Genomic DNA, 23,023 nt, shown 5'->3' with positions numbered 1-23,023 from the left:
ACACCATGATTCGTTCAGATCTTTCGTCCCTGCCCGTCTACGTGCCCGGAAAGAATTCCGAGACCGCCCTGAAGCTGTCCTCCAACGAGGCCACCCAGGAGCCGCTGCCCGGCGCGTTGAAGGCCATGGAGGCCGCCGTGGCACACGTCAACCGCTACCCAGACATGGGCGCGGTAGAAATCCGCAAGGCCTTGGCGGAGAACCTCGGTGTTACCCCGGAGCAGGTCACCACCGGCGCGGGGTCTTCGGCCATCTGCCAGGAGCTGGTGGAAATCACCTCCGTGCCGGGTGATGAGGTCATCTTCCCGTGGCGCTCCTTCGAGGCTTATCCCATCTTCGCGCAGGTCGTGGGCGCCAACCCGGTCAAGGTGCCGCTCACCGCGGACCACCGCGTGGACCTAGACGCCATGGCGGCAGCAATCACGGAGAAGACCCGGTTGATTTTCGTGTGCAACCCGAACAACCCGACTGGCTCCATCATCACCAAGGAGGAGTTTGACGCCTTCCTGGCCAAGGTTCCGGAGAACATCATCGTGGCACTCGATGAGGCCTACATTGAGTACAACCGAAATGATGCCATTCCGCTGGCCACGGACTACGTCCACACGCACGACAACGTCATTGGCCTGCGCACCTTCTCCAAGGCTTACGGCTTGGCCGGCATCCGCCTGGGCTACGCCTTCGGCAATGAGGAAATCATCGCCGCACTCAGCAAGGTGGCCATCCCCTTCTCGGTGAACTCGGTGGCACAGGTCGGCGCCCTGGCCTCGCTGGCCTCCCAGAAGGAGCTGCGGGAGCGCACCGATGAGACCGTGGAGCAGCGCGATCGCCTGGTCAAGCACTTCGCGGACTTCGGTGTGCCGGAGTCGCAAGCCAACCACATCTGGTTTGCTGCAGACTCCATTGCGAAGCTGGGCTCCCCGCAGGAGGTGGCCGAAAAGCTCGCGCAGCACGACGTCCTGGTCCGCGCCTTCCCCGAGGGCGTGCGAGTCACCGTCACCACGGCAGAGGAGACTGAAACCCTGCTCAAGGCATGGGACGCCGCCTTCGGAGCAGCAGAGACCCCAAAGGCCTAAGCCAGGATCTAGCCGCCGGCGAAGGGCGGGAGGACGTCGACGCGGGAGGCGCCGGAAAGCACGGCGTCCTCTGAAGCGCTCGCACCATCCACCAAGAAGGTGCAGCGCTCCAGCACCTCCGCAAAGCTCATGCCGGCCTCGGTGCTGCCGGTATGGCGGTCACGCAGCACGTTCAGCAACTCGCCCAACGTCGCCGCCTCCACGGTGTCCTGCGCGCGCCCCGCGGCGGCGCGGGCTGCGGCAAAATAGTGAACATCAACCATGGCTGCTACTATGCCAGCCTCTGTGACAGGAAGGAACTTGATGCGGACTTATGAGGAGCACCTCGCCGCCGTTCGCGCGGCTCTTCCGCAGCCCCAGGCGGTCTCCACTCCGCTGACCAGCGCTTTCGGCCGCCACGCTGCGGCCACCTACCGCGCGGAGGCGGACCTGCCGCCCTTTGATAACTCGCAGATGGACGGCTACGCGCTGCCCACGTGTGACGGCGGAACCTTCACCGTGGGCCGCACCATTGCGGCGGGAGACGTTCCTGGTGAGCTCACGGACGGCACCGCCCTGCCCATTATGACCGGCGCCAAAGTTCCCGCGGGCACCGCCACCATCGTCCCCGTCGAGCACTGCGAGCCCCCACACTTCCCGAAAGAAGGCGCTACCGTCACCGTGCCGGCAGCCCGTGAGCAGTTCATCCGCCGGGCGGGCTCCGACGTCCAGGCCGGCACAACCCTCATCAACGAGCACGCGCTTCTCGACGCCCCCTCCATCGCCACCCTCGCGTCCCAGGGCCTCACCGAGGTCCTCACCTTCGCTCCCGCCCGCATCCTCATCTGCACCGGCGGCGCTGAAATCGGCGGCGGCGGCGAGGCAACCATCCCTGATTCCAATGCGCCCATGCTTGCCGCCCTGGCCACGCAGTACGGCATCGACGTAGCCGGCTTCGTGCGCACGAACGACAATCCCGCTGCCCTGCGCGCGGACCTCGCCGAAGCAGTCATCACCCACCGCCCCGATGTCATCGTTACTTCCGGCGGCATCTCCCACGGAAAATTCGAGGTCATCCGCCAAATCTTCGAGGAAGACGGTTGGTTCCGCCACGTGGCGCAGCAGCCCGGCGGCCCGCAGGGCCTCTCCCGCCTTGGCGAGGTCCCCGTAGTCTGCTTCCCCGGCAACCCCATTTCCACCCTGGTGAGCTTCCGCCTCTACTTGGCTCCTCTGCTTGGCCACGCGCCGGCTCCTTTTCACGCACATCTTGCTGAGTCCGCGGATGGACTTAACAACCGCGAACAATTCCGCCGCGGAACTATCAGCATGTCCGACGGCACAGCCCAGGTTTCCTTCCTCGGCGGCACCAGCTCCCACCTGATGTCCCAGGCCATCGGCGCAACAGCCCTTATTCGTATCCCCGCCGGCTCGCAACTTTCAGCCGGCGACCTCGTGGAGGTGTTCCCGCTGTCATGACCCGCACTGCACTCGTTATCGTTGCCTCGACCCGCGCCGCCGCCGGCGAGTACGAGGACCGTTCCGGCCCTATCTTGGTGAACTTCCTGCGTGAGCAAGGCTTCGCTACCCCGGATCCCACCGTCGTCGCTGACGCCGACATCGACTCCGCCTTGGCCACCGCCTTCGCCGATGCCCCCTCCGTCATCCTCACCTCCGGCGGCACGGGCATCACACCGGATGACCGCACCGTCGAAGCGCTCACCCCGCACCTCGAGCGCGAGCTCCCCGGCCTGGCCCACGCCTTCTACGCGCGCTCCGCCGCCATCCCCACCGCGGCGCTCTCGCGTACCGTTGCTGGCGTCTCCAACACCACTTTCGCCATGGCCCTGCCCGGCTCCACGGGCGCGGCCAAGGACGGCTGCGCGGTACTCGAACCAGTTCTTCACCACATCATCAACCAGTTGGAAGGCATTCATGAGCACTGATTTCGGCCTACTCGGCGCCCACATCAGCGCTGAGCCCATCACTGCCCCCGACATCGCCACCGCGGAAACGGGTGCTGTCGTTGTATTCGACGGCATCGTGCGCAACCACGACTCCGGCCGCGGGGTCAAACTCCTGACCTACACCGCGCACCCCAGCGCCCAAGAAGAGATCGAGCGAGTGGCCGCTGACGTCGCCGCCGCCTTTCCCGCCGTGCGCCTGTGGTGCGCGCACCGGACTGGAACACTAGAAATTGGCGAGTCCGCCTTCATCGTCGCCGCTTCCTCCGCACACCGCAAGGACGCCTTCGAGGCAGCCTCAACTTGCGCGGACCGTGTCAAGGCGGAAGTCCCCATCTGGAAGGAACAACTCCACACCGATGACACCACCACGTGGGTAGGCTTGGAATGAACAGTCGTATGCACTGTCGGAATTCGGTATGGGCGGGAAATTGAGATAGATGTTTTGGTAAATTGGCGACCACATCGAAAGCTGGGTTCCCCGATTATTCCCTTTAGGTGTAGGAACTCAACTTTAAAATGCGCTGCTATGCGCGGCGGTACGTTTGATGAGAGCTCATGGTCGGGCCGTAGGGGAGCCAAGAAACAGCATTATCAACGCGAGCAATGAGATCTCTATTATTACCGCAGATACCGTGGTCTCCTATCCATGAGCCGACTCCAGCTCCTAGTGCGCCGCCAGCAGCGCCTATCCCAGAAGCAAGAATGATCCTTTATACCGTAGAGATAAACCTCTGACATGTAGATAAGCCTCTGGACACTAAAGCACTCAGAGATACTATGCAGTTGGCATGAAAATGCCCCCCAATACCGCGTACTGGGGGAGTCTCATCATCTACAGTTTCGTAGGCAAATCCAAGATGCTCTTATTGAAATCGAATCCTTGCACTTAAAGGAAGAAATCCAGTCCCCGCACACTTGACATGCAGGCCATAAGCTATAACTCCTCCAGCTTCTCCTTGAGGCTCTGCAAATGTTCCGGTAGCAACCCCACCGCCTGGTCGATGAATCCACCGAACGCGGAGTATCCGTCAAGTTCCTCAAGGAGGGACAGACCTATTCATTAGATTCCAGTCCGGTGGCCAGGCTCATGCTCGGCCTATTCGGGTCTGTGGCGGAGTTTGAACGCGCGATTATTCGCGAGCGCCAAGCCGAAGGCATCGCGAAAGCCAAAGCCCGCGGCGTCTACAAGGGACGCGCCAAAGTCCTCAACGAGGAACAAATAATGCAGGCGGGCGAGTGGGTAAGCGAGGGGATTTCGAAAGTAGAGGTTGCCCGCAGCCTCGGCATTGGGCGCACCACGCTGTATAAGTAACTCAACCGGTAAGGCCTGACGCACCCTGCTATGCCTATTGCTATAGGTATTGCTATACCACTAACTATTTGCGTTGCTACTGTTTTATCTCCACCGGCAGTAGCCGGAGTTAGTCAGTCCGATCGGCAGTAAGTATAGAGGACTATACTTGAAATCGTTTAGTTTGCTATACTATCGTTGTGACCAAGCGGAAAGACATTCTTAAAAACATCGCCGACTTTGCAAAAAGAACAGGTCAAACGCTCAAGATAAAAGAGGGCGGTAACCATACTCGAATCTGGGTTGGCGAGAAGTACACCACCGTGGGGCGCCACAAGGAGATTGACAATCTCATGGCTCGTAAAATCTACAAGCAAATCGGAATGGAACAGTAGGACATGAATACGTTTACTGCCTGTGTTGAGCGCGGCGAGAACTGGTGGGTTGCCCAACTTGTTGAAGACCCTGGCGTTATCGTTCAGGCGCGTCGTCTTGACCAGATTCAAGAAGAAATCCGTGACGCTCTCGCCCTTTTCCCGGAGCTTACCGATTCGCCCGAAACAGCTATAGTTCATCTTGACCTTGTTGGTGAAGTAGAGCAACAAGCTCAAGCTATCCGCGAACAACTTGCCGCCATCCGCGAGCGTGAAGCTCACGAGCTTGCCAATATGTCGCAACATGCTCGGCGGCTAGCGGATAGTGGGTACAACTACCGCGATATTGCCTACCTTCTCGGTATCACCTACGGCAGGGTGGGGCAAATACTCAAAGAGGAAACCAGCACTGCCTAAGTATGTGCGGGCAGCCCAACGAACGATAGTGAGGCGGGAGCCCTTTCGATTGTAAGGACGGTATCCAACTTTAATTTGACCGATCACCCTTGGTATAGATCTACAGGGACATAGTTACAAGCGACCAGGTAAAATAGGTAAACGTGCAGGTTAACCCCTGTGGATAACTTGGGGTTGGTCAAGTCCTCGGAATTGGTGTATCTGTGCTTTCTGAATCGAGGACAGTGTCAGGGGCGGTGCTAGGGTGCGGTCCGGGGTTGATTGAGGTGTCAGGATTCTTGTTGATGGAGAAACTCTCAACATGAAGAATGGTCATTATGCCTAGCGCTTATTCCGATCAGTTCAGGCAGCAGTGCGTAGACGCCGTACTGGTGCTGGGCAAGTCCCGCGCCGAAGTCGTTGCAGAGTACGAGGTATCCGCCTCTGCTCTGGGCCGCTGGGGCACCACGGCCCAGGGCACCGAAGGCACCGGATCCGGCTCACACATGCGCAAAGCAGATCCCGACTCATAAGACCCGAATGAGCTGGCCAAACGAGTCCGCGAATTGGAGATTGAAAACGAGTTTTTAAAAAAGCGGCCGCCTTCTTCGCCAGAGAGCACTAGAAGACGACATCTTTAAAGTCATCGAGCATTTCGACAAAGAGGCGCGGCTAAACCACGCTACACGGTAACGATGATGACCAGGGTTCTGGAAGTCTCCCGAGCCGGCTACTACGCCTGGAAGCATCGCCGTAGCCGCCCCTATGCCGGCAGCAGTCCCCGCGGGCTTTGTTGCTGGTAATGCGATTTTCCACGTGGACCGCGGCAGTCAGTACACCACGGCGAGATTCGCTGAGTACGCGGCTTCTATTGATCTTCGACTCTCCGTCGGTGAGGTCGGCGTGTGCTGGGATAACGCGGTGGCGGAGTCATTCTTTTCGACGTTGAAGCTGCATCTGATGTACAAAATCAAGCAGTTTCCCACCAAGCTTGAAGCTCGTATGCGAGTCGGTGAATGGATTGAGACGTACTACAACCGGCAGCGGATCCACACCGCGACCGGACAGGTACCTGCCCAGTCCATGAACCGCTTCCTCAACCCAGAAACACCAGCCGCCCAAGCGGCATAAACACTAAATTAACGAGTCTCCCCGTCCACAAAACTTGACACAGCCTAATAATCGGTGTCGTCCTGTCAAGGATAGGTAGAAGTCGATTCGAAAGGTACCCATGATGGTCGCCCTATTTGTCCTCGGGGCCCATCACAGGAACTCACTCGTATACCACGCTAACGGAAGCAACCGTTGAATTTGGCCTTGGTGGACAAAATCGATGCTTTATAACTTTTGTTCAACCGAAGCAAGGACTATTTATATGTGGCTCCCTTTTAGACACTTCCACTGAAGCTCCTTATGTCTACGTGGCCTACGAGGTTTTCTCCAGGAAGGCAAAGGGGTTCCTTTCCGAAATTCTCTCTTCGTTCATTGACGGACAAAACGAATTGGGAGAACTGGGGGACTATCTGTACTGATGGAAAAAATTTTCTTAATGCGTACGTGATGTTCCAACCAGTGTCGTACCACTGGAACCTATTGAATTGGTCTTTCCAGCGAGGACGTTGGTGAAAGCTATCGGGACTATCGAGAAAATTTTGCTGAAATTCGCTTGTCCATTCAAGTATCTCTTCTCCTAAAACGGGTTTAATTCCTATGTCCTCAGGAAGACAGAACGCTCTTTTGTTCTCTTCAGCAGTGATCAATCCTTTGGAAGGCCACAAAGAACTCGGATGCCCTTGTTCTGGACGAAGGAAAATTTTCTGAGGAGACATAATCCCTACCTCTACTGCCAGGAAAGCGGAAGATTTTTGACGCACCCTGCCCACTCTGCAGAATATTCATCTTTTCCTGCCCATCCTGTAACAAAAGCATTGGTTTCATTGCGGGCAATCATGACACTAGAGACGCCACTATAAGTATTTCCTCTTTGTCTACCCCAGTTTCCAGAGTGTGCTCGATCAAAATCTTCCGCTTGGAAGGTATATGAGGCGCATCCCAAGAAGTCGTACCATTCTTTCCTGGTTGGAGGATAATTTTTAAAATGTCCCGCTTTGCCTGTAGCTTCTGGATTGGGGACCATATGCGTGCGGAATCGTCCGCAGTCTAGGAGTACTACCCCTTTTCCAGGAACTCGCCACGCGGCTAGATTCGTGCTTGATGAGAGCTCGTAGCTAATGCATGGAAGAACTCGGGACGCATAGTTTTCGGCTGCCACCTCGTCTTTTTCTGAATCTGATTTCTGGAGAACAGGAGAATCAATAGGCGGTCCGGAAATTGGCCAGTAGAGATCTTTGGATATTTTAGTCACTCCTGTCAATTTTCCTCCTACGAATGCTTGCTCTTTCCAGAAGCTATCTTGCGCAACCGGATCTCCTGTGGGGTATCCCAAAGGTCCCTTTTCGAACCCCTTCTCGGCGTATTGAACTAAAAATGTTCCGCTCACTGGGTGCGCTCCGTGTTGTGGTGTCCAGTAGATCATTCCGTGTTCGAAGACGTTGTAGCGTCCGATTCCGTCTGGGGTGGTTAGTTCATCGCTGATGGGGTAGCCGAGTTCACTATTTTGGGCGCCCATGGATTGCCATTTGTCGTAGATGGCACCTTGGATGCTGGCCTGCGAAGGGGGGAGGAAATTGTGGGTATAGACGTGACCGCCTTGGAAATCTTGCTTGTACCAGGCGTTCCCCTGGGGAATATCGCTGGTAGTGGGATAGCCGAGGAATCCTTTCTCCCAGCCATGGCGCTCCCAGACAAGGGATACGGGAAGGCTTACCGTGTGGGCTCCTGTCTTGGGGTGCCAGTAGATATAGCCGTTAACGAATTCGGAGCGTTTTCCCACTCCATCTGGATTGGTCAGTTCGTTAGATTTGGGCAAGTTGAGAAAACTCTTGGGGCCACCGATGCTGTCGTATTTTTCTTTGATTAATCCGCATACTTCAAACTCAAGTGGCCAATAGACTCCACATCCGGGGCGAGCATTCAAAGTAGGGGTGTCAGGATCTGCGAGCTGTGCTTCACGGATCTCTGCTTTATCCGCCTCGGATTTATCCACGTCAGCGGGGATTTCTTCCCGGTCAGAGCGCATTTGTCCGGGGATAATCTCTTTGTTCGGATTAGGGGTTGGATGCCATTCGTTTAGCCCTTGTGGGTTAAGTTCTTCGGTCGTGGCTTGGTTCACCTCATAACCCTCTGCGCCCGGAGGGGTTGCAATTCCCCATTGAGCAAACGGCCTATCAACTGTTTGTTGTGTGGTTTCACCACCATCAACAGTGGAATCAAAATCATTTGCAGAATTAAGCGACTCGGATTCTTCCATCGCTGTTTGAGCATCATCGCTGGCTGGCAATCCAGAAAATGATTGAGCTATTGCAGTACCGGGGCCAACGCTAATTAATAGGCTTGCTGAGGCAAAAGCCAGCAATTTTCGCGAGAGAGCTTTCATCGAACGTCCTTAAGAGAGTTTGGGAAAGGGAGAAAACTTCTATAGCGATACGCTACACACTGTTCAGAGTTTTTACAGAATATGTAGAGATAAAACAGTAGCAACGCAAATAGTTAGTGGTATAGCAATACCTATAGCAATAGGCATAGCAGGGTGCGTCAGGCCTTACCGGTTGAGTTACTTATACAGCGTGGTGCGCCCAATGCCGAGGCTGCGGGCAACCTCTACTTTCGAAATCCCCTCGCTTACCCACTCGCCCGCCTGCATTATTTGTTCCTCGTTGAGGACTTTGGCGCGTCCCTTGTAGACGCCGCGGGCTTTGGCTTTCGCGATGCCTTCGGCTTGGCGCTCGCGAATAATCGCGCGTTCAAACTCCGCCACAGACCCGAATAGGCCGAGCATGAGCCTGGCCACCGGACTGGAATCTAATGAATAGGTCTGTCCCTCCTTGAGGAACTTGACGGATACTCCGCGTTCGGTGGATTCATCGACCAGGCGGTGGAGGTCGATAAGCGAGCGGGCAAGCCTGTCCATGCTCACCACAATGAGTTGATCCCCCACGCGCAGTTAGTTCAATGCTCCGTCTAACCCTGACCGGTGGGTAGACGAATGAGCCGCCGGATGGATAGAGCCCGTCGGATGGGCCACCGTGCTCCCCGCGCTAGCTGTACTGACCGGGGACGTTGATCAATCGTGAGAAGGGTGGTTGGTTCCCGCAGTCCGTGTGAGTCCGATGCTGGTTGTAGTAGTGCAACCAACCATCCAGCTCGCCTCGGTGTTCGGCCTCAGACGTATAGCAGCGGGCGTAAGCCCAACCATCACCCAGAGTGCGGTGGAACCGCTCGATCTTGCAGTTGGTCTGCGGCCGATACGGCCGAGTGCGCTTGTGCCGGATGCCCAGCTCGGCACAAGGCTTACCGCGGGCTACAGATACACCACACTAAAAGGACACAACCCGGTTCCTACAAGAATGTACTCATTCATACTCGTAGATAGGATGATGTTGTGGAGGTAGAAATCGCAACGATCGAGTGGGCCTCATAAGGAATAAATGGGAACCAAGACAAAGCTTAGGAAAACTCGGAGCACTTCAGAATGAGTTCACGCTACACACGCCAAGAAACCCTGTGGGGAGCTGAAATCCAGCAGCGGCTTCGCTCTTCCACCGTCGCTGTCATCGGTGCCGGCGGCTTGGGCTCGCCTGCCCTGCTCTACCTAGCAGGCGCCGGCGTGGGGCGCATCCTGCTTTTCGATGACGACACCGTTTCCCTCTCCAACCTGCACCGCCAGGTCATCCACACCACAGCAACCGTGGGCCAGCCCAAAACCGAATCCGCCGCCGCGGCCTTGAACGCCCTCAACCCGGAGTGCACCGTCGAGCAATTCTCGCGCCTCACGCCTGATACCGCCCTGGCGCAACTGCGCGGCGCTGACCTCATCATCGACGGCACCGATAACTTCTACTCCCGCCACCTGGCCTCCTGGGCCGCCCATGAGCTGGGCATTCCGCACGTGTGGGCCTCCCTTCTGGGCTACGACGCGCAGCTCACCGTCTTCCACTCCGGCCACGGCCCTGTCTACGAGGACCTCTTCCCTACCAATCCACAGGTACCCTCCTGCTCACAGGCCGGCGTGCTGGGACCGGTCGTCGGCGTGGCCGGCTCCGCCCTAGCGGTGGAGGCTCTCAAGCTCCTCACAGGCATCGGCTCCCCGCTCATCGGCACGCTGGGCTACTACGATTCCCTCGCCGGTACCTGGGAGTACATCCCCGTGCGCGCGAACGGCGCCAACCCGGCGCGCCCCGATAACCCAACCGACGTCCGCGAGATCCCTGAGGACGCCACGCTTATCGACGTCCGCACCGCCCCCGAGCGCGCCACCTCGCTTATCCCCGGCTCGCAGCATCTTCCGCTCGATGACATCCTCGCCGGCCACAATCCGCCCATCGACCCCGCCGACCTCGCCGTCCTCTACTGCGCCAGCGGCCTGCGCTCCGCCCGGGCCGTCGAGGCCCTGCGCGCCCGCGGCTTCAGCAACGTCTACTCGCTGCGCGGCGGCATCGACGCCTGGCAAGAACACATTTCCGAGCTCGAGGCCGAGGCCGCGGCCGCCCACCGAGGCGATCTGGAGACCATTTCTCTTGAAGAACTAGAGGCTGAATGTGGCGTGGAAGATTAGCTTCACGCCGCGCGGTGCGAAAGCCTTCTGAAAGTTAGACAAACCAACGCAGAAGAGAGTCAGCAGGTTTCTTCGCGAAGTGGCAGAACTCGAAGACCCGCGCTCGCGCGGCAAGGGTCTCGTGGGGGATAAATCCGGTCTGTGGCGCTGGCGAGTCGGGGACTACCGCGTTATCGCGGCAATATACGAAAACACAGTCACAGTCACCGTTGTTGACTTAGGTCACCGACGCGAAGTCTACGATTAATCAGCCAACGGGTCGGTTCCGCCGAGCTTCATCTCGAAACGCTCGTAGTCCTCTAGGTTCGCAAAGTGCCGCGAGTAGAGATCACAATCGCGATCTACATAACCATAGAGGGCTGGCGCGACGTCCACGATGTGCCGTACCTTCACGTCCTCACCATCAGCCTGCTCGTTCGCCATCGCTTCAACGCGTTCTCGAGCCTTCTCGTCCGACTCCGCATACACAATATAAAAGTCCTCGCGGAAGAAGCTTTGGGCAGATGAACTGGACTTTTTAGCAAGCTCCATCACGACAATTCCAACATAAGGTTCCATTGCCGGCTACTGTCCTTTCCGGTTCTTCGTCAGCTTGAACTCGACTCTACCTGCTCACCCAGACCATGTAACGCGGAAAACTCAGCCGGTCGCCTTGAAAGCTCACCGCCATGCGGACCCGCCAGTATCACGTCGCCACCGCTGTGTATGCGCTCACGCCGGGGTAAAATTGCTGCGCTGGGACTCGGTCCCAGGTCCCATCCCGACCGCTTCGATCCGAAGTCTTTCCTCAACGCAACGGCCCTGATGTGCGCCATAGCACTACCGCTGCAGGTGTCACCGTCTTCTACTCCGCGCAAGCAGTCGACGCCCTGCGCGCCCGCGGCTTCAGCAACGTCTACTCGCTGCGCGGCGGCATCACCGCCTGACAAAAACACATTTCCGAGCTCGAGGCCGAGGCCTCTACCGCGCGCCGCGACATTCTCTAACCCTCAGCCGGCGGCTCCGCCTTCTCGACATCACCCCGGCCACATGGTCCCTTTAGTTTGGTCCCCGTACTCTGGCCCCTACTCACCGCAAAGGGACCTTTTACAGCCAGTTTTCTGCGCCCAAATGGTCCTTTTGCTCAGTGAAAGGACTAAAGTAGAGAGACCAATTTGAAGGGACCATTTGCAGCTCCCTTCAGCGACTATTCAGACACCGAGCATCCGGACGCCCTCCCGATTTCACAAAAGGTTCCCTTCACAAGGTTCTAGTCAGATGGTTTGTTTGCACCCAAACGAACCATCTACCTAGGTGCAGATGGTTTACTTGCCCCCAAGCGAACCTTATGACTGGAACCATGTGCGGGAGCGACTAATGCTACGCCCCCAACCAGCCACCCCCTTTGTAAGCTCACTGCCATGAGGATCCGCCACTATTACGTCGCCACCGCTATCGTGTGTGCTCTCACGCTGGTGTACATGCTGCTGCGCTGGGACTCGGTCCCCGATCCCATCCCGGTCCACTTCGATGTCTCGGGCCACCCGGACCGCTTCGAGCCAAAGTCTTTCTTCAACGCCACCGCTTTGGTGTGGATCGGCGTTGTATTCGCCATCGCGCTGCCGTTGTGCGTGCCGCCGATCTCGCTGGGACGAAAGACAGCGCAGGTTCCGGCGGAGTCAACGCTTCCTTTCTCCGAGGCCACCGCGCAGCGCGCGGAGCTTCTCACCGAAAAGACCGCCTCCTTCATCGCACAGACAGTCCTCACCATGACGATCTGCGTGTGCCTCACCGCGGTCTGCACCGTCATTCCGGACATCCCCTTCTCAGGCTTTCTCCTTGTGGTCGCGTGGATAGCCTTCACCGTGTTCGTCATGATTCAAGGCGTCCGATTGACGCTAACCTCCCGGAAGGACGTGAAAGCCATACCTGCCGACCACGCGGAAAAGATTCGCAATGAAGCGCTTCGCTTTACCGGTGGCATGGGCGTCTACAACGAGCCCGCAGACCCCATGTGCATGACAGTCTTTTCCACGAATCCTTCGAAGCTGCAGATCAACACCGCCCACGAACCGGGACGGCGCTACCTGTGGCGCATGGGCATCGCTCTCGCCGCATCCATAGCGTTCTGCATGCTCATCGCCGTACTCTAGATGCATGGAGCACCTGTTTGAGCGCGCACACTCGATTCTTTCTGATGCCACCCACGTCGAGGTTTTCACCGGTGCGGGCATGAGCGCGGACAGCGGCATCGCCACGTACCGCGATGCGCAGACAGGGATCTGGGAGAACGTGGATCCGGTAGCGATGGCGTCGATAAGCGCATGGCGCAGCGATCCTGAGCCGATGTTCGCCTGGTACCTGTGGCGCGCACAGCTGGCGCAGCGGGCCGAGCCCAACGCCGGTCACCGCGCGATTGCTGCCGCACGCGGCATGACGGTGACCACCCAAAACATCGATAACCTGCACGAGCGCGCCGGAAAACAGGACGTAGTCCACCTGCACGGCTCCTTGTTCGCCTTCCGCTGCACCGACTGCGATACACCCTATGACGAGGACATCGCGCTGCCGAATGAACCGGTCCAAGCGATTACTCCACCCGAGTGCCCCGTGTGCGGTGGGCTCGTGCGCCCGGGCGTGGTGTGGTTCGGTGAGGCCCTGCCCAACGACGAATGGGCCGAAGCTGAGCGCCGCATGTCCACCGCGGACGCGCTGCTCATCGTGGGAACCTCCGGCGTGGTCTACCCCGCTGCCGGCCTGCCACAGATTGCCCACGCGCGAGGCATCCCCATCGTGGAAGTCACCCCGCAGCCCACGGACCTCTCACCACTCGCTAACGTGGTGGTCACCGCCACCGCAGCGGAGGCGCTGCCTCGCATTCTTGCCGGGCGAATCAGTAATGATAGCGCGCCTGCAGGATCCTAAGCTCGTTGTCTTCTACTAGATAGACAATCCTGTGCTCGTCTGTGATTCGCCGTGACCACGCATTGGGGATCCCGTATTTTAGTGGTTCAGGTTTGCCGATTCCCTCGAAAGGGTCCCGCATCATGTCCTTTAAGAGCTGGTTGACCCGCTTGAGGACTTTCCGATCTTTGCGCTGCCAGTACAGGTAGTCTTCCCCCGCGTGCGGGGTCCATGACAAAAGCACTTAAGCATCCAGATTGATGTCGTGTTCTTCTGCTTTTCCGCTACGTGCTTGCTCGTACGACTCCAATAGCCGGCGAGCATTAGCTGGGGATCGGAAAAGGTAGGCAGTCTCTACCCATGCCGAATAGTCGTCCGCTGACATCAACACAGCGTTCCCATTGCGGGAAACGATCTCTACGGCATCCCTATCCTGATTCACCTTCTCGATCAGAGGGAAAAGAGTACGCCGAGCTTCTGAAGCACTAATAGACATGTCCAACCTCCACGGTGTGGTACAACAATACTGTACCGGAATGCTGTGAAATGCTATCTTTATCTCTACAGCTGTTCCGCCCCTCCAGAGGAGATAAGCCCATGCTCTACCTTGTTCCTGGAGCCTTAGCGGGAATCGTCTTTTATGTCATTCTCGCAGCAGTGAGCTGGGCTATCGGGAAGGTCTGGCCGCAATGTCGCCTCGGGGCGCATGGCCGTTTGGCCATCCATTGCCTCGTCGCGATTGCTTTCTCTATTTTTCTCGTTGTTGCTGGCGGCGGAGGAAATTCAGCCACGCATCTGCAAATTAGCGGATTCCTGCTGGCTGGATGCATACTGAGCTTCATTACAGCCGCGCAAGAGAAAAGGCAGAACTAAGGGCAATCACAGCAAAAACTATTGGCGGAGGCGGCGGGATTTGAACCCGCGGTGAGTTTCCCCACGCTGGTTTTCAAGACCAGTGCATTCGGCCGCTCTGCCACGCCTCCTCGTCACGCGTCAGCATGCACTGCGCGCAACACGTTCAGAGTACTAGACCTTCCTGGGGAAGAAGAATTCACCCCAACCGTGCACTGCTATCCAGTGAGAAGCATCCAAAAGCGCATGAAGCTTAAGAAAAGCCATTGGAAAAGCTCCCCGCATGGTTTACTCGGGGACATGCAGACAGTAGATACCCTCATCATCGGCGGTGGTGCGGCCGGCCTTCAGGCAGCCCTAGTCATGGTCCGCGCGCGCCGCAGCGTCCTCGTTGTTGATTCCTCTACCCCTCGCAATCGCTTTGCCCGCGAAATCCACGGTGTGATCGCCCTCGAAGGCACGCCACCACGTGAGTTCCAAGAGCGCGGCAAGGAGCAGCTGCGCAGCTACGGTGTAGATATCGTGAACGCCACCGTGGAGTCCGTCACCGATAATGACCGCACACTTACCGCCACGTTGAGCACCGGTGAGACCATCGCGGCCCGTGCCATCATCGTCGCCAGCGGCGTGGACGATGTACATCCTGACATCCCGGGCCTAGAGGAAAACTGGGGAGATACAGTCCTCCACTGTCCTTACTGCCACGGATACGAAGTCGCGGACAAGAAGCTCGGCGTGCTCTGCATCGGCGAATTCTCCCTGCAGCATGCGGCGATCCTGCGCCAGTGGTCTAGGGACATCACCTTCTTCACCAACGGCTGGGAGCTCACCGAAGAGCAGCGCGCGGACCTGGCTCGGCGGGGCATTGCGCTTGTCGACGCCCCCGTCACCGCCTTCCAGGACGGAAAAGTCCTGCTGGGAAGCAGCGAGCACGCCGTAGACGCGCTGTTCTACATGCCTGTTCCCCACCCGCACGATGAGTTCCTCGCTGACCTCGACCTTGAGCGCCACAGTCCGCCGTCGGGCATGGGCGGCAGCCTGATCAAAACGGGCCTCGCCGGTGCCACCAGTCACCCGCGCGTTTGGGCGGTAGGCAACGTGGTTAACCCGCCGGCACAGGTGGCGGTTGCGATGGGCGAGGCCAACGCCGCCGCCATCGCGGTCAATGCTTTCCTCGTCGAGGATGATTGGATTTAAGTACGGTAGTGGCATGAAAGCCATCATTCAGACCAATCCGGAAGACCCGAGCTCGCTGCAGCTGGGGGACGTGGAGAAGCCGCAGCTTAACGACGGCGAAGTGCTCGTTAAAGTCAACGCCGCCGGCGTGAACCGCGCGGACCTGCTCCAGGCCCGCGGGCACTACCCGCCACCGCCGGGTGCGTCCGAGATTATCGGTCTCGAGGTCGCCGGCGAGGTCGTCGACGCAGGAGATACCGACGTCGAGGTCGGCGCGAAGGTCGGCGCACTGTTGGCTGGCGGCGGCTATGCTGAGTACGTGGCCGTGCCCAAGGGCCAGCTTCTGCCCATCCCCACCGGCTATTCCTTTGCTGAGGCCGCCTCCGTCATCGAAGTGGCCTGCACCGTGTGGTCCAACATCGCCATGGAGGCTGGGCTGAGCCACGGGCAGACCATCCTCATCCACGGGGGTGCTGGCGGCATCGGCACCTTCGCCATCCAAGTGGCCAAGCAACTGGGTGCCACCGTTGCTGTGACGGCCGGCTCTGACGAGAAGCTTGAGACCTGCAAAGAGCTCGGCGCGGACATCCTCATCAATTACAACGAACAGGACTTCGCCGAGGAACTGAAAAACCAGTGCGATGTCATCCTCGACATCATGGGCGCGAAGTACCTCAAGAAGAATCTCATCGCACTGGCCAAGGGCGGCCACATGGTCACCATTGGCATGCAAGGCGGCACGAAGGCCGAGCTCAACATGGCCATCCTCCTTAACAAGCGCCTGACCCTGCAGGGCACCACGCTGCGCTCCCGCTCGTTGGAGGGCAAGGCCGCCATCGTTGCGGAAACCATCAAAAATGTCTGGCCGTGGCTGGAGGACGGCAGCGTCAAGCACCGCCTCCACGGCACGTACCCGCTTGCCGATGCCGCCAAGGCTCACACGGCCCTCGACTCCGGCGAGGTCACGGGCAAGCTCGTCCTCGAGGTCTAGAACTTAAGCCTTAAGCCAGGGAGGCCACGACGCGAGTCAAGTGCTCGATGTCGTGGTAGGTGCTGAACGGGCTCAGGGAGACCGTTACGGCGCCACCGACCTCGTCCACGCCCATCTCGGTGAGCAGCGGCGTGTGCGGCGCGGTAGTGGTGACTAGGCCGTTGTCGAAGAGGCGGCGGTGAATCACGTCCGCGGGTACGTCACGCACGGCGAAGGTCAGGCGCGGGAGACGGTCATCGGAGGCATCGGCAGCCGCCTCGCCCGTTACGCCCAAGATGTGGACTGCCGGCAGGGTGCCCAGCAGGCTATAGAGATCACCGCAGAGCTCCTCCATGTAGGACGACAGCGCGTCGAGCGAGCGCCCCAGGCGCACGCGGCGGGAACCGCGCTCCCCGCCAGCCAGGGCAGCGAGGTGATCCGCCAGCGGCCCCACGCCACCTGCTAGGCCCGGCGAGACCGGGCCCACCACGAGGTCATCGAGGCGGCGGAACATCGCGGTATCGCGGAAGACCAGCGCCGCCAGCTGCGGCCCGCCCAGTTTGCCTAGATCCACGCCAAGGATATCCGCGCCCACAGAGTCGAATTCGATGCGGCGGTAAGGGGTGATCGAGGAGACGTCGACAAGCGCCCAGGCTCGGGAACGCTCATGGACCGCATCAATAATGTCCGCCGTCGGCGTGACCGTGCCCAGCAGCTCGTGCGCGGCGGGGAAGGCGACGAAACGGGTGGAACCATCGACCAACTCGGCGTACTGGAACGCCGGCAACTCGCCCGTGCCCAAATCCGGCTGCGCCCAGCGAATGTCCGCGTTGAGGTGTGCGAACGCGCCGGAGAGCTCCGGGGGATCGAAGCGGGAGAGCACCACCGAGGACTGGCGGCGCAACAGCGGGCGCAGCGCGGCGGCCAGCGACTGATACAGCACCGGCAGGGACGGGCCGAGGATAACGCGATCCGCTGTCGCACCCGTGAGATCAGCAACCGCGCGGCGCGCGGAAGAATACATGTCATCCGCCAACAGCTCGCCCGGCGCGCGGCGGGCAGAGTGCGCACCCGCGGTCTCCTCCTGCGGCTTCACCGTGGCGGAGGTACGGAAGGAGCGAGCCACGCCGGAGGCCACGCGCTCCGCAATCTGCGGTGCGGAATGGGCGTTGAGGTAGGTCCAGCCATCGGACAGGCCAGTGTAGAGACCGCGCACGCTGGCGACGTCATACTGCTGCGTCATGCTGCACCCCTTTCTCAAATCGTGTGAACGCCTCCCTACTCTATACTCTCCACGTAAATCTTTCCTAACCCAAGATTTCCCCAGCTCGTCGATGTTTTCGCAGGTGGTGGGCGTGTGTCTAGGTGTTTGCCGGACCCAGGCGCTAGGGTGATTGTCGTGCAAGACAAGAAAAACCTGCGTGACGACGTCGCCCGCATGACCACCGCACCTGCACCCGGCGAGGAGCCGGCCTCGCGGTCTATGACCATGTCGGCGGCCTTCGCCGACCTGATGCAAGGCGCTCGCCAGCGCGAGCTGTGGTTCAAGCTGGGTATCCAGGACATCAAGCAGCGCTACCGCCGCTCGGTGCTGGGCCCTTTCTGGATCACCATCGCCACCGGCGTCATGGCTGCGGCCTTGGGCCTGTTGTACTCCATGCTCTTCCAGATCCCGGTGGCAACGTTCCTGCCCCACGTCACCGTGGGCCTTATTATGTGGAACTTCATCTCGGGTGCCATCAAGGAAGGCTCGACGGTCTTCATTGATAACGAGGGCCTGATTAAGCAGCTACCGGCGCCGCTCTCGGTGCACGTCTACCGCCTGGTGTGGCGGCAGACCCTGTTCTTGGGCCACAACCTCATCATTTGGCTGCTGCTCATTCTTATCTTCCCGCGCCACTTGGGCTGGGAGTTCTTCCTATGTATCCCGGCACTGGCCCTCCTGCTGGTCAACGGCGTGTGGGTGGCCATGTTCTTCGGCATCATCGCCACTCGTTTCCGTGACGTTGCCCCGCTGCTGGAGGCACTGACCCAGCTGCTGTTCTACGTCACTCCAATTGTGTGGATGACCTCGACGCTTAAGGACCAGGGCGAGGCCGTGGCCAGCCGCGCCCGCATTGCGGAGCTCAACCCGCTGTATCACTACATGGAGATTGTCCGCGGCCCGCTCATCGGCGTGCACGTGCCGGCCTACCACTGGCTCATCGTCATCGGCTGCACCGTCGCCGGCCTCCTCATCGCTGGCCTTGCCATGAAGCAGTGGCGCTTCCGCGTCTCCTACTGGGTCTAAGAAAGGTTTGTCCATGGTTTCCATTGATACGTACAACGCCTGCGTGGACTTTCCCATCTTTGATGCCAAGTCCCGCTCGCTGAAGAAGGCCGTGCTCTCCTCCGCCGGCGGCGCCATTGGCCAGAACGCGGATAAGACCGTGGTGGTTGAGGCCCTCAAGGACATCAACCTGCACCTGCGGGAGGGCGACCGCGTGGGCCTGGTGGGCCACAACGGCGCCGGCAAGTCCACGCTGCTACGCCTCTTGTCCGGTATCTACGAGCCCACCCGCGGCTCCTCCGACGTCCGCGGCCGCGTGGCCCCCGTCTTCGACTTAGGCGTGGGCATGGACCCAGAGGTCTCCGGCTACGACAACATCATCATCCGCGGCCTCTTCCTGGGCCAGACCATCAAGCAGATGAAGGCCAAGATGGATGAGATTGCGGAGTTCTCCGAGCTGGGTGACTACCTGGCCATGCCACTGCGCACCTACTCCACCGGTATGCGCGTGCGCCTAGCCCTGGGCGTGGTGACCTCCATTGAGCCGGAGATCCTGCTTCTCGACGAAGGCATTGGCGCCGTCGACGCCGCCTTCATGGCCAAGGCCCGCGTGCGACTGCAGGAGCTAGTGAAGCGCTCCGGCATCCTCGTCTTTGCCTCCCACTCCAACGACTTCCTGGCGCAGCTGTGCGATACCGCCCTGTGGATCGACCACGGCCAGATTCGCTCCGTGGGGGAAGTCTCCGAGGTCGTGGGCCAGTACGAGGGCCCCGAGGTGGGCGAATACGTTAAGGACCTGCGCAAGCGCTTCGAGAATGAGGAGAACCTCTAGGCCCGTCGCTTACTTTCCGTGAAAAGGTGCGAAAATCCGCTGGTTTTCACGGAAACTTCGCATTCCACAGTCCCCTACTGGCTAGGTTTCTCCTGGGATAGGCAGCAACCGAAGATCGAGGCCCGTAAGGTATCGCCCTATTCTTCTCCTTATCTCTGGCTGCGAATCCGAATTACCTTTAAGATTCATCGGCCAATGAGACCATACCCCCAGCGCACAGCACCACATTATGGGGTAAAAGTCCCATTCCACTTCCACTTTCCACTGAAGTTTCCTAATCTAATTTGGAACCTGAAACACAGGCCTAATCCCTTCTTCTAAGGAGCTCTCTCATGAAGCGTTTCGCCGCTGGCGTTGTTGCCGCTGCTACTGCCCTGTCCCTGTCCACTGGTGTTGCCTCTGCTGCACAGCCGGGCGAGCATATTGTTGACGGCTTTGTCAAGGAGGTCGTCTCCGGACCGCACTGGGAATCCGCTAAGGGAAGCGCGAAGCTTTCCAGCGGGAACGAAAGCTCTTCCAATGCTTGGGCTGACATCTACGGTTCCTCCTACAAGAACGACAAGAAGCAGGAGTACAAGGTCGGTACCACGGCTGACATCCTCTGGGGCGTTGGCATCGCCGCTGCCGTCCTCGGCGCTGCATACACCGCAGTTCAGAACGGCTACATCCAGGGCGTTTCCCTCCCGTTCTAGTCTGAGCGCCTAAAGCTTGTAGCTTTAGCTCCTTAGCTCCAGTCCGTGTAGGGCTGGAGCTTTTTGCTTTCCTGGGTTGTGTTCTCGTCGCTGCGTCTTCTGCTTGCCCCACTGGTACGCGGCCAAGATTGTGATTCTGCTTCCGGAGCATGCGGAGTGGGGTAGATTCACTTTCAATCCATTGCACGAGCCACCGGTTCGTCTCTTCTCATCTCTCAAGGGGAATCCTTCATGAAGCGCTTCACCGCTGCTGCCGTGGCAGCCGCCACCGCACTGTCCCTGTCCGTTGCACCTGCTACTGCCGCTGAGAGGGGCTCCTCGGAGGTCTCCGAGGCTGAGGTATTCGCCTACATCCTCAAGCAGGGTGGCAAGGAGCTTATCGGCGGCGACGGCTTCGCATCCTCCGTCGATTACGGCATTGAGAAGGGCATTGAAAGCGCCAGCAGCAAGGATGAGAAGAGCGGGTCAAGCAACGACTCCGGCAAGGAAGGCCAGGAGAAGGAGAAGAGCTCCGTCAAGGATTTCCAGAAGGACCTTGAGACCGCTGGCTCCGTCAAGGACTTCGCCATGTCTTCCCTGAAGAATGACACTGCCAAGGAATACCCGGTGGGTACCACCGCTGAGATCCTCGCTGGTACCTCCATCGCTGCAGTTGTGCTCGGCCTCATTGCCGCTGTGGTCAACGGCGTGAACTCCGGCTTTATCAAGATTCCGGGCGTCAACGCCTAACTCTGCAACAGGTTCATGTCACGTCCCTAGGCCGCCCGCACGGGGTGGCACAATAGAGCGCATGACTGCCACCCTGTCCCAGGCCGGAACCACGGCCGCCGTAATCGTCACCCACCAGCGCGTGGAGCTTCTGCGCGCCTCCTTGGAGCAGGTGGTGAACCAAACCCACCCGGTGCAGTGGGTCATCGTGGTGGACAACGGTGCTGAAGAAGCCGTGGAGGATCTCCTGCAGGAGCTCGCCGGAGAGCGAGCTGTCTATGTCCCCTCAGAGACCAACCTGGGCGGCGCCGGTGGATTCGCGCTCGGCTTCCTGACTGCCCTGGCGCTGGGTGCGGACGCTGTGTGGTGCGCGGATGATGACGGCCGCCCGGCGGACCACCAGGTGTTGGAGGAGCTCTACAGCGTGGCGGAAAGCAATGGCCTGCACGAGGTCTCCCCCGCCGTGTGCAACATTGATGAGCCCGGTCGCCTGGCCTTCCCGCTGCGCCAGGGCCTGGTGTGGCGTAGGCGCATGGATGAGCTGGAGGGCGACTTCCTACCGGGAATCGCTAGCCTGTTTAACGGCGCGCTTATCTCTGCTGAGGCCATGGAGATCATCGGCGTGCCGGACTATCGCCTGTTCATCCGCGGGGATGAGGTGGAATACCACCGCCGCCTGGTCAACTCAGGGCTCAATTTCGGCACTGCGCTGACCACGAGCTACTTGCACCCGGACGGCTCCGACGAGTTCAAGCCGATCCTGGGCGGCAAGATGCACACGCAATACCCAGAAGGCGAGTTCAAGCGCTTCTTTACCTACCGCAACCGCGGCTACCTGCTGTGGCAGCGCGGCATGCGCAAGCTCCTGCCGCAGGAATTCGCGCGCTTCGGCTGGTTCTTCCTGGTCCAGCAGCACGACGTGCAGGGCTTCCTAGAGTGGCTGCGCCTGCACAACCGCGGGCGCAAGGAAGACTTCCGCCGCCCCTAGAAGCTAGTTCACCTCAAAAGATTTGCGGGTGCTGCGGAAGATGACCCAGCGCTGCACAAAGAAATTGATAACGGCCGCCGTGCCCTGCGCAATAATGAAAGCGACCGCCAGGGCCCACGACGAAGGCCAGTCAAGGTCGTGATCAAAGAAGGGGAACGCCCAGCGGTACAGCACGATGTTGATCACGTACGTCATGGCATAGGTAGCGATGACGGCGGCTAAGCGGCGCTTCGAGGCATTCGCGTTAAAGGTCCACCTGCGGTTGAGCAGGTAAGCCAGGAGGGTACCCGCAACGAAACCTATGGTCCGAGAGGTTACGTCGCCGAAGAGATCCAGGCCGATCTGGAACAGCCACGTGACGCTAGCATCCACTACCGCGGAGATGGCACCCGTGATCGCGAACTTGGCTCCCTGCGCATGCAGGGAGTTCGACTGGGACAAGCGTTCGGCGCGGCTGGGCATGTTGGGAGTCTACTTTCCCTTGAAAATGAAGGCGCGCTGAATGGCGAAGTTTGTCACCGTGGCCACACCCTGCGCGATGACAAAGGCGATGGTGTCCTTGACAGCGCCCTCAAAGCCCATGTGGATGAGCGGGGCGTTGAGCACCCAGTACAGGAAGTTCTGGACGGCAAAGGTAGACAGGTACAGCATGCCCACGGCCCCGGCGGTGCGCCCGGACATCTGCGCGCCGAAGGTCCAGCGCGCGTTGGCGACGTATGCGGCGATGGTGCCGAAGACCCAGCCGATAGCCTTGGCCAGGGAGCGGTGCAGGCCTAGGTAGGTGAGCAATAGGGTCAGGCCATAGTCAATGGCCGCGGTGAATACGCCTACTGACACGAAACGCACGAGCTGTGTCCGCAAGGTGGACGAGGCAGGGGAAGATTCAGTCACGCCGAAAT

General features: G+C 59.3%; 30 protein-coding genes, 1 tRNA gene and 2 pseudogenes. 22 read left to right on the top strand and 11 right to left on the bottom strand.

Translation table 11 applies throughout. The features are described 5' to 3' along the window. The first annotated feature begins 5 nt into the window (after nt 1-5). Nucleotides 6-1,076, top strand: coding sequence for a histidinol-phosphate transaminase (gene hisC, locus ACKFR8_RS09560; protein WP_408929907.1), 1,071 nt, complete (start codon nt 6-8; stop codon nt 1,074-1,076). A gap of 8 nt (nt 1,077-1,084) precedes the next feature. On the opposite strand, the gene ACKFR8_RS09555 is transcribed toward hisC, so the two are convergent. Then, on the bottom strand, nt 1,085-1,339 hold the full coding sequence (locus ACKFR8_RS09555) for a MoaD/ThiS family protein (RefSeq protein ID WP_408929906.1): 255 nt from the start codon (nt 1,337-1,339) through the stop codon (nt 1,085-1,087). Nucleotides 1,340-1,379: 40 nt separating this feature from the next. Here ACKFR8_RS09555 and ACKFR8_RS09550 point away from each other — a divergent pair, with 40 nt between their 5' ends. From ACKFR8_RS09550 to ACKFR8_RS09515, 8 genes are all read left to right on the top strand, one after another. Next, nucleotides 1,380-2,531, top strand: a complete 1,152-nt coding sequence (locus ACKFR8_RS09550; RefSeq protein WP_408929905.1) for a molybdopterin molybdotransferase MoeA — start codon at nt 1,380-1,382, stop codon at nt 2,529-2,531. Beyond that, complete coding sequence (locus ACKFR8_RS09545) at nt 2,528-2,998, top strand: MogA/MoaB family molybdenum cofactor biosynthesis protein (RefSeq protein WP_306508171.1); 471 nt, start codon at nt 2,528-2,530, stop codon at nt 2,996-2,998. Before ACKFR8_RS09550 ends, ACKFR8_RS09545 begins: the two co-directional genes overlap by 4 nt. Next, nucleotides 2,988-3,407, top strand: coding sequence for a molybdenum cofactor biosynthesis protein MoaE (locus tag ACKFR8_RS09540; protein WP_306508170.1), 420 nt, complete (start codon nt 2,988-2,990; stop codon nt 3,405-3,407). The genes ACKFR8_RS09545 and ACKFR8_RS09540 overlap by 11 nt, the downstream gene beginning before the upstream one ends. Nucleotides 3,408-4,013: 606 nt before the next feature. Further along, on the top strand, nt 4,014-4,331 hold the full coding sequence (locus tag ACKFR8_RS09535; protein ID WP_408931011.1) for a recombinase family protein: 318 nt from the start codon (nt 4,014-4,016) through the stop codon (nt 4,329-4,331). Nucleotides 4,332-4,510: 179 nt separating this feature from the next. After that, nucleotides 4,511-4,705 (top strand): toxin HicA, encoded by a 195-nt coding sequence (locus ACKFR8_RS09530; RefSeq protein ID WP_408929904.1) that lies wholly within the window; start codon nt 4,511-4,513, stop codon nt 4,703-4,705. A gap of 3 nt (nt 4,706-4,708) precedes the next feature. Beyond that, complete coding sequence (locus tag ACKFR8_RS09525) at nt 4,709-5,101, top strand: hypothetical protein (RefSeq protein ID WP_408929903.1); 393 nt, start codon at nt 4,709-4,711, stop codon at nt 5,099-5,101. A gap of 317 nt (nt 5,102-5,418) precedes the next feature. Next, nucleotides 5,419-5,613: a transposase gene (locus ACKFR8_RS09520; RefSeq protein ID WP_408929902.1), complete on the top strand. Its 195-nt coding sequence runs from the start codon at nt 5,419-5,421 to the stop codon at nt 5,611-5,613. A gap of 232 nt (nt 5,614-5,845) precedes the next feature. Further along, nucleotides 5,846-6,211 (top strand): integrase core domain-containing protein, encoded by a 366-nt coding sequence (locus ACKFR8_RS09515; RefSeq protein WP_408929901.1) that lies wholly within the window; start codon nt 5,846-5,848, stop codon nt 6,209-6,211. 709 nt (nt 6,212-6,920) lie between these two features. Here ACKFR8_RS09515 and ACKFR8_RS09510 read toward each other — a convergent pair. From ACKFR8_RS09510 to ACKFR8_RS09500, 3 genes and pseudogenes are all read right to left on the bottom strand, one after another. Next, complete coding sequence (locus ACKFR8_RS09510; protein ID WP_408929900.1) at nt 6,921-8,576, bottom strand: LGFP repeat-containing protein; 1,656 nt, start codon at nt 8,574-8,576, stop codon at nt 6,921-6,923. 177 nt (nt 8,577-8,753) lie between these two features. Continuing rightward, a complete protein-coding gene (locus ACKFR8_RS09505; protein ID WP_408929899.1) occupies nt 8,754-9,137 on the bottom strand; it encodes a recombinase family protein in 384 nt (127 codons plus the stop codon). 100 nt (nt 9,138-9,237) lie between these two features. Next, nucleotides 9,238-9,474: pseudogene (locus tag ACKFR8_RS09500) on the bottom strand (integrase core domain-containing protein); the annotation flags it as partial. 197 nt (nt 9,475-9,671) lie between these two features. Between ACKFR8_RS09500 and ACKFR8_RS09495 the strand changes: the two are divergent. Together ACKFR8_RS09495 and ACKFR8_RS09490 are read left to right on the top strand one after the other, a co-directional pair. Beyond that, nucleotides 9,672-10,754 (top strand): ThiF family adenylyltransferase, encoded by a 1,083-nt coding sequence (locus tag ACKFR8_RS09495; protein WP_408929898.1) that lies wholly within the window; start codon nt 9,672-9,674, stop codon nt 10,752-10,754. Nucleotides 10,755-10,800: 46 nt separating this feature from the next. Further along, nucleotides 10,801-11,001 (top strand): annotated as a pseudogene (locus ACKFR8_RS09490) (type II toxin-antitoxin system RelE family toxin); the annotation flags it as partial. On the opposite strand, the gene ACKFR8_RS09485 reads toward ACKFR8_RS09490, so the two are convergent. Continuing rightward, on the bottom strand, nt 10,998-11,312 hold the full coding sequence (locus ACKFR8_RS09485; protein ID WP_042528787.1) for a DUF4288 domain-containing protein: 315 nt from the start codon (nt 11,310-11,312) through the stop codon (nt 10,998-11,000). The pseudogene ACKFR8_RS09490 and the gene ACKFR8_RS09485 overlap by 4 nt on opposite strands. 248 nt (nt 11,313-11,560) lie before the next feature. Between ACKFR8_RS09485 and ACKFR8_RS09480 the strand changes: the two genes are divergently transcribed. The 3 genes from ACKFR8_RS09480 (at nt 11,561) to ACKFR8_RS09470 (ending at nt 13,658) form a co-directional block, all read left to right on the top strand. Further along, nucleotides 11,561-11,680, top strand: coding sequence for a rhodanese-like domain-containing protein (locus ACKFR8_RS09480; protein WP_373692287.1), 120 nt, complete (start codon nt 11,561-11,563; stop codon nt 11,678-11,680). A 474-nt stretch (nt 11,681-12,154) separates the two neighbouring features. Continuing rightward, entirely contained in the window at nt 12,155-12,886 is a 732-nt protein-coding gene (locus ACKFR8_RS09475; protein ID WP_306507774.1) for a DUF1648 domain-containing protein, read from the top strand. A 4-nt stretch (nt 12,887-12,890) separates the two neighbouring features. Next, nucleotides 12,891-13,658, top strand: a complete 768-nt coding sequence (locus ACKFR8_RS09470; RefSeq protein ID WP_306507773.1) for an NAD-dependent deacylase — start codon at nt 12,891-12,893, stop codon at nt 13,656-13,658. Here ACKFR8_RS09470 and ACKFR8_RS09465 read toward each other — a convergent pair. Both ACKFR8_RS09465 and ACKFR8_RS09460 read right to left on the bottom strand, forming a co-directional pair. Further along, the gene (locus ACKFR8_RS09465) at nt 13,627-13,881 is read right to left on the bottom strand and encodes a Txe/YoeB family addiction module toxin (protein WP_306507772.1); all 255 of its coding nucleotides are present in this window, start codon (nt 13,879-13,881) and stop codon (nt 13,627-13,629) included. The genes ACKFR8_RS09470 and ACKFR8_RS09465 overlap by 32 nt on opposite strands. After that, nucleotides 13,882-14,133 carry a type II toxin-antitoxin system Phd/YefM family antitoxin gene (locus ACKFR8_RS09460; protein ID WP_306507771.1) on the bottom strand — a complete coding sequence of 84 codons (252 nt, stop codon included), beginning with the start codon at nt 14,131-14,133 and terminating at the stop codon, nt 13,882-13,884. Nucleotides 14,134-14,234: 101 nt separating this feature from the next. On the opposite strand from ACKFR8_RS09460, the gene ACKFR8_RS09455 reads away from it, so the two are divergent. Beyond that, a complete protein-coding gene (locus ACKFR8_RS09455) occupies nt 14,235-14,510 on the top strand; it encodes a hypothetical protein (RefSeq protein ID WP_306507770.1) in 276 nt (91 codons plus the stop codon). A gap of 22 nt (nt 14,511-14,532) precedes the next feature. Here the strand turns inward: ACKFR8_RS09455 and ACKFR8_RS09450 are convergent. Then, nucleotides 14,533-14,620, bottom strand: a tRNA-Ser gene (locus tag ACKFR8_RS09450). A gap of 169 nt (nt 14,621-14,789) precedes the next feature. Here ACKFR8_RS09450 and ACKFR8_RS09445 point away from each other — a divergent pair. Both ACKFR8_RS09445 and ACKFR8_RS09440 read left to right on the top strand, forming a co-directional pair. Continuing rightward, complete coding sequence (locus ACKFR8_RS09445; protein WP_408929897.1) at nt 14,790-15,686, top strand: NAD(P)/FAD-dependent oxidoreductase; 897 nt, start codon at nt 14,790-14,792, stop codon at nt 15,684-15,686. A gap of 13 nt (nt 15,687-15,699) precedes the next feature. After that, on the top strand, nt 15,700-16,656 hold the full coding sequence (locus ACKFR8_RS09440) for an NAD(P)H-quinone oxidoreductase (RefSeq protein ID WP_408929896.1): 957 nt from the start codon (nt 15,700-15,702) through the stop codon (nt 16,654-16,656). A 10-nt stretch (nt 16,657-16,666) separates the two neighbouring features. Here ACKFR8_RS09440 and ACKFR8_RS09435 read toward each other — a convergent pair whose 3' ends face one another. After that, the gene (locus ACKFR8_RS09435; RefSeq protein ID WP_408929895.1) at nt 16,667-17,878 is read right to left on the bottom strand and encodes an aminotransferase class V-fold PLP-dependent enzyme; all 1,212 of its coding nucleotides are present in this window, start codon (nt 17,876-17,878) and stop codon (nt 16,667-16,669) included. A gap of 195 nt (nt 17,879-18,073) precedes the next feature. On the opposite strand from ACKFR8_RS09435, the gene ACKFR8_RS09430 reads away from it, so the two are divergent. The 5 genes from ACKFR8_RS09430 (at nt 18,074) to ACKFR8_RS09410 (ending at nt 22,124) form a co-directional block, all read left to right on the top strand. Further along, the gene (locus tag ACKFR8_RS09430; protein ID WP_408931010.1) at nt 18,074-18,925 is read left to right on the top strand and encodes a galactan export ABC transporter permease subunit Wzm/RfbD; all 852 of its coding nucleotides are present in this window, start codon (nt 18,074-18,076) and stop codon (nt 18,923-18,925) included. Between the two features lie 13 nt (nt 18,926-18,938). Continuing rightward, entirely contained in the window at nt 18,939-19,736 is a 798-nt protein-coding gene (locus ACKFR8_RS09425) for a galactan export ABC transporter ATP-binding subunit Wzt/RfbE (RefSeq protein WP_408929894.1), read from the top strand. A 332-nt stretch (nt 19,737-20,068) separates the two neighbouring features. Then, on the top strand, nt 20,069-20,428 hold the full coding sequence (locus tag ACKFR8_RS09420) for a hypothetical protein (protein WP_408929893.1): 360 nt from the start codon (nt 20,069-20,071) through the stop codon (nt 20,426-20,428). 231 nt (nt 20,429-20,659) lie between these two features. Continuing rightward, nucleotides 20,660-21,157, top strand: a complete 498-nt coding sequence (locus tag ACKFR8_RS09415) for a hypothetical protein (protein ID WP_408929892.1) — start codon at nt 20,660-20,662, stop codon at nt 21,155-21,157. A gap of 61 nt (nt 21,158-21,218) precedes the next feature. Then, entirely contained in the window at nt 21,219-22,124 is a 906-nt protein-coding gene (locus tag ACKFR8_RS09410; RefSeq protein ID WP_408929891.1) for a galactofuranosyltransferase GlfT1, read from the top strand. 3 nt (nt 22,125-22,127) lie between these two features. Here the strand turns inward: ACKFR8_RS09410 and ACKFR8_RS09405 are convergent, their stop codons facing one another. Both ACKFR8_RS09405 and ACKFR8_RS09400 read right to left on the bottom strand, forming a co-directional pair. Then, nucleotides 22,128-22,586: a GtrA family protein gene (locus ACKFR8_RS09405; protein WP_296133173.1), complete on the bottom strand. Its 459-nt coding sequence runs from the start codon at nt 22,584-22,586 to the stop codon at nt 22,128-22,130. Between the two features lie 9 nt (nt 22,587-22,595). Then, complete coding sequence (locus ACKFR8_RS09400) at nt 22,596-22,985, bottom strand: GtrA family protein (RefSeq protein WP_366780489.1); 390 nt, start codon at nt 22,983-22,985, stop codon at nt 22,596-22,598. Nucleotides 22,986-23,023: the final 38 nt, after the last annotated feature.

It is taken from the genome of Corynebacterium axilliensis (assembly GCF_046097495.1).
Classification (GTDB): Bacteria; Actinomycetota; Actinomycetes; order Mycobacteriales; family Mycobacteriaceae; genus Corynebacterium.
This window is presented reverse-complemented; position numbering and strand designations above follow the sequence as displayed.

Bases quoted from the DNA above. Each gene is read 5' to 3' on its own strand.
- hisC (WP_408929907.1), top strand. From the start codon at position 6: ATGATTCGTTCAGATCTTTCGTCCCTGCCCGTCTACGTGCCCGGAAAG.
- ACKFR8_RS09555 (WP_408929906.1), bottom strand. From the start codon at position 1,339: ATGGTTGATGTTCACTATTTTGCCGCAGCCCGCGCCGCCGCGGGGCGC.
- ACKFR8_RS09550 (WP_408929905.1), top strand. From the start codon at position 1,380: ATGCGGACTTATGAGGAGCACCTCGCCGCCGTTCGCGCGGCTCTTCCG.
- ACKFR8_RS09545 (WP_306508171.1), top strand. From the start codon at position 2,528: ATGACCCGCACTGCACTCGTTATCGTTGCCTCGACCCGCGCCGCCGCC.
- ACKFR8_RS09540 (WP_306508170.1), top strand. From the start codon at position 2,988: ATGAGCACTGATTTCGGCCTACTCGGCGCCCACATCAGCGCTGAGCCC.
- ACKFR8_RS09525 (WP_408929903.1), top strand. From the start codon at position 4,709: ATGAATACGTTTACTGCCTGTGTTGAGCGCGGCGAGAACTGGTGGGTT.
- ACKFR8_RS09520 (WP_408929902.1), top strand. From the start codon at position 5,419: ATGCCTAGCGCTTATTCCGATCAGTTCAGGCAGCAGTGCGTAGACGCC.
- ACKFR8_RS09515 (WP_408929901.1), top strand. From the start codon at position 5,846: ATGCCGGCAGCAGTCCCCGCGGGCTTTGTTGCTGGTAATGCGATTTTC.
- ACKFR8_RS09510 (WP_408929900.1), bottom strand. From the start codon at position 8,576: ATGAAAGCTCTCTCGCGAAAATTGCTGGCTTTTGCCTCAGCAAGCCTA.
- ACKFR8_RS09495 (WP_408929898.1), top strand. From the start codon at position 9,672: ATGAGTTCACGCTACACACGCCAAGAAACCCTGTGGGGAGCTGAAATC.
- ACKFR8_RS09485 (WP_042528787.1), bottom strand. From the start codon at position 11,312: ATGGAACCTTATGTTGGAATTGTCGTGATGGAGCTTGCTAAAAAGTCC.
- ACKFR8_RS09475 (WP_306507774.1), top strand. From the start codon at position 12,155: ATGAGGATCCGCCACTATTACGTCGCCACCGCTATCGTGTGTGCTCTC.
- ACKFR8_RS09470 (WP_306507773.1), top strand. From the start codon at position 12,891: ATGGAGCACCTGTTTGAGCGCGCACACTCGATTCTTTCTGATGCCACC.
- ACKFR8_RS09460 (WP_306507771.1), bottom strand. From the start codon at position 14,133: ATGTCTATTAGTGCTTCAGAAGCTCGGCGTACTCTTTTCCCTCTGATC.
- ACKFR8_RS09455 (WP_306507770.1), top strand. From the start codon at position 14,235: ATGCTCTACCTTGTTCCTGGAGCCTTAGCGGGAATCGTCTTTTATGTC.
- ACKFR8_RS09445 (WP_408929897.1), top strand. From the start codon at position 14,790: ATGCAGACAGTAGATACCCTCATCATCGGCGGTGGTGCGGCCGGCCTT.
- ACKFR8_RS09440 (WP_408929896.1), top strand. From the start codon at position 15,700: ATGAAAGCCATCATTCAGACCAATCCGGAAGACCCGAGCTCGCTGCAG.
- ACKFR8_RS09435 (WP_408929895.1), bottom strand. From the start codon at position 17,878: ATGACGCAGCAGTATGACGTCGCCAGCGTGCGCGGTCTCTACACTGGC.
- ACKFR8_RS09430 (WP_408931010.1), top strand. From the start codon at position 18,074: ATGACCACCGCACCTGCACCCGGCGAGGAGCCGGCCTCGCGGTCTATG.
- ACKFR8_RS09425 (WP_408929894.1), top strand. From the start codon at position 18,939: ATGGTTTCCATTGATACGTACAACGCCTGCGTGGACTTTCCCATCTTT.
- ACKFR8_RS09420 (WP_408929893.1), top strand. From the start codon at position 20,069: ATGAAGCGTTTCGCCGCTGGCGTTGTTGCCGCTGCTACTGCCCTGTCC.
- ACKFR8_RS09415 (WP_408929892.1), top strand. From the start codon at position 20,660: ATGAAGCGCTTCACCGCTGCTGCCGTGGCAGCCGCCACCGCACTGTCC.
- ACKFR8_RS09410 (WP_408929891.1), top strand. From the start codon at position 21,219: ATGACTGCCACCCTGTCCCAGGCCGGAACCACGGCCGCCGTAATCGTC.
- ACKFR8_RS09405 (WP_296133173.1), bottom strand. From the start codon at position 22,586: ATGCCCAGCCGCGCCGAACGCTTGTCCCAGTCGAACTCCCTGCATGCG.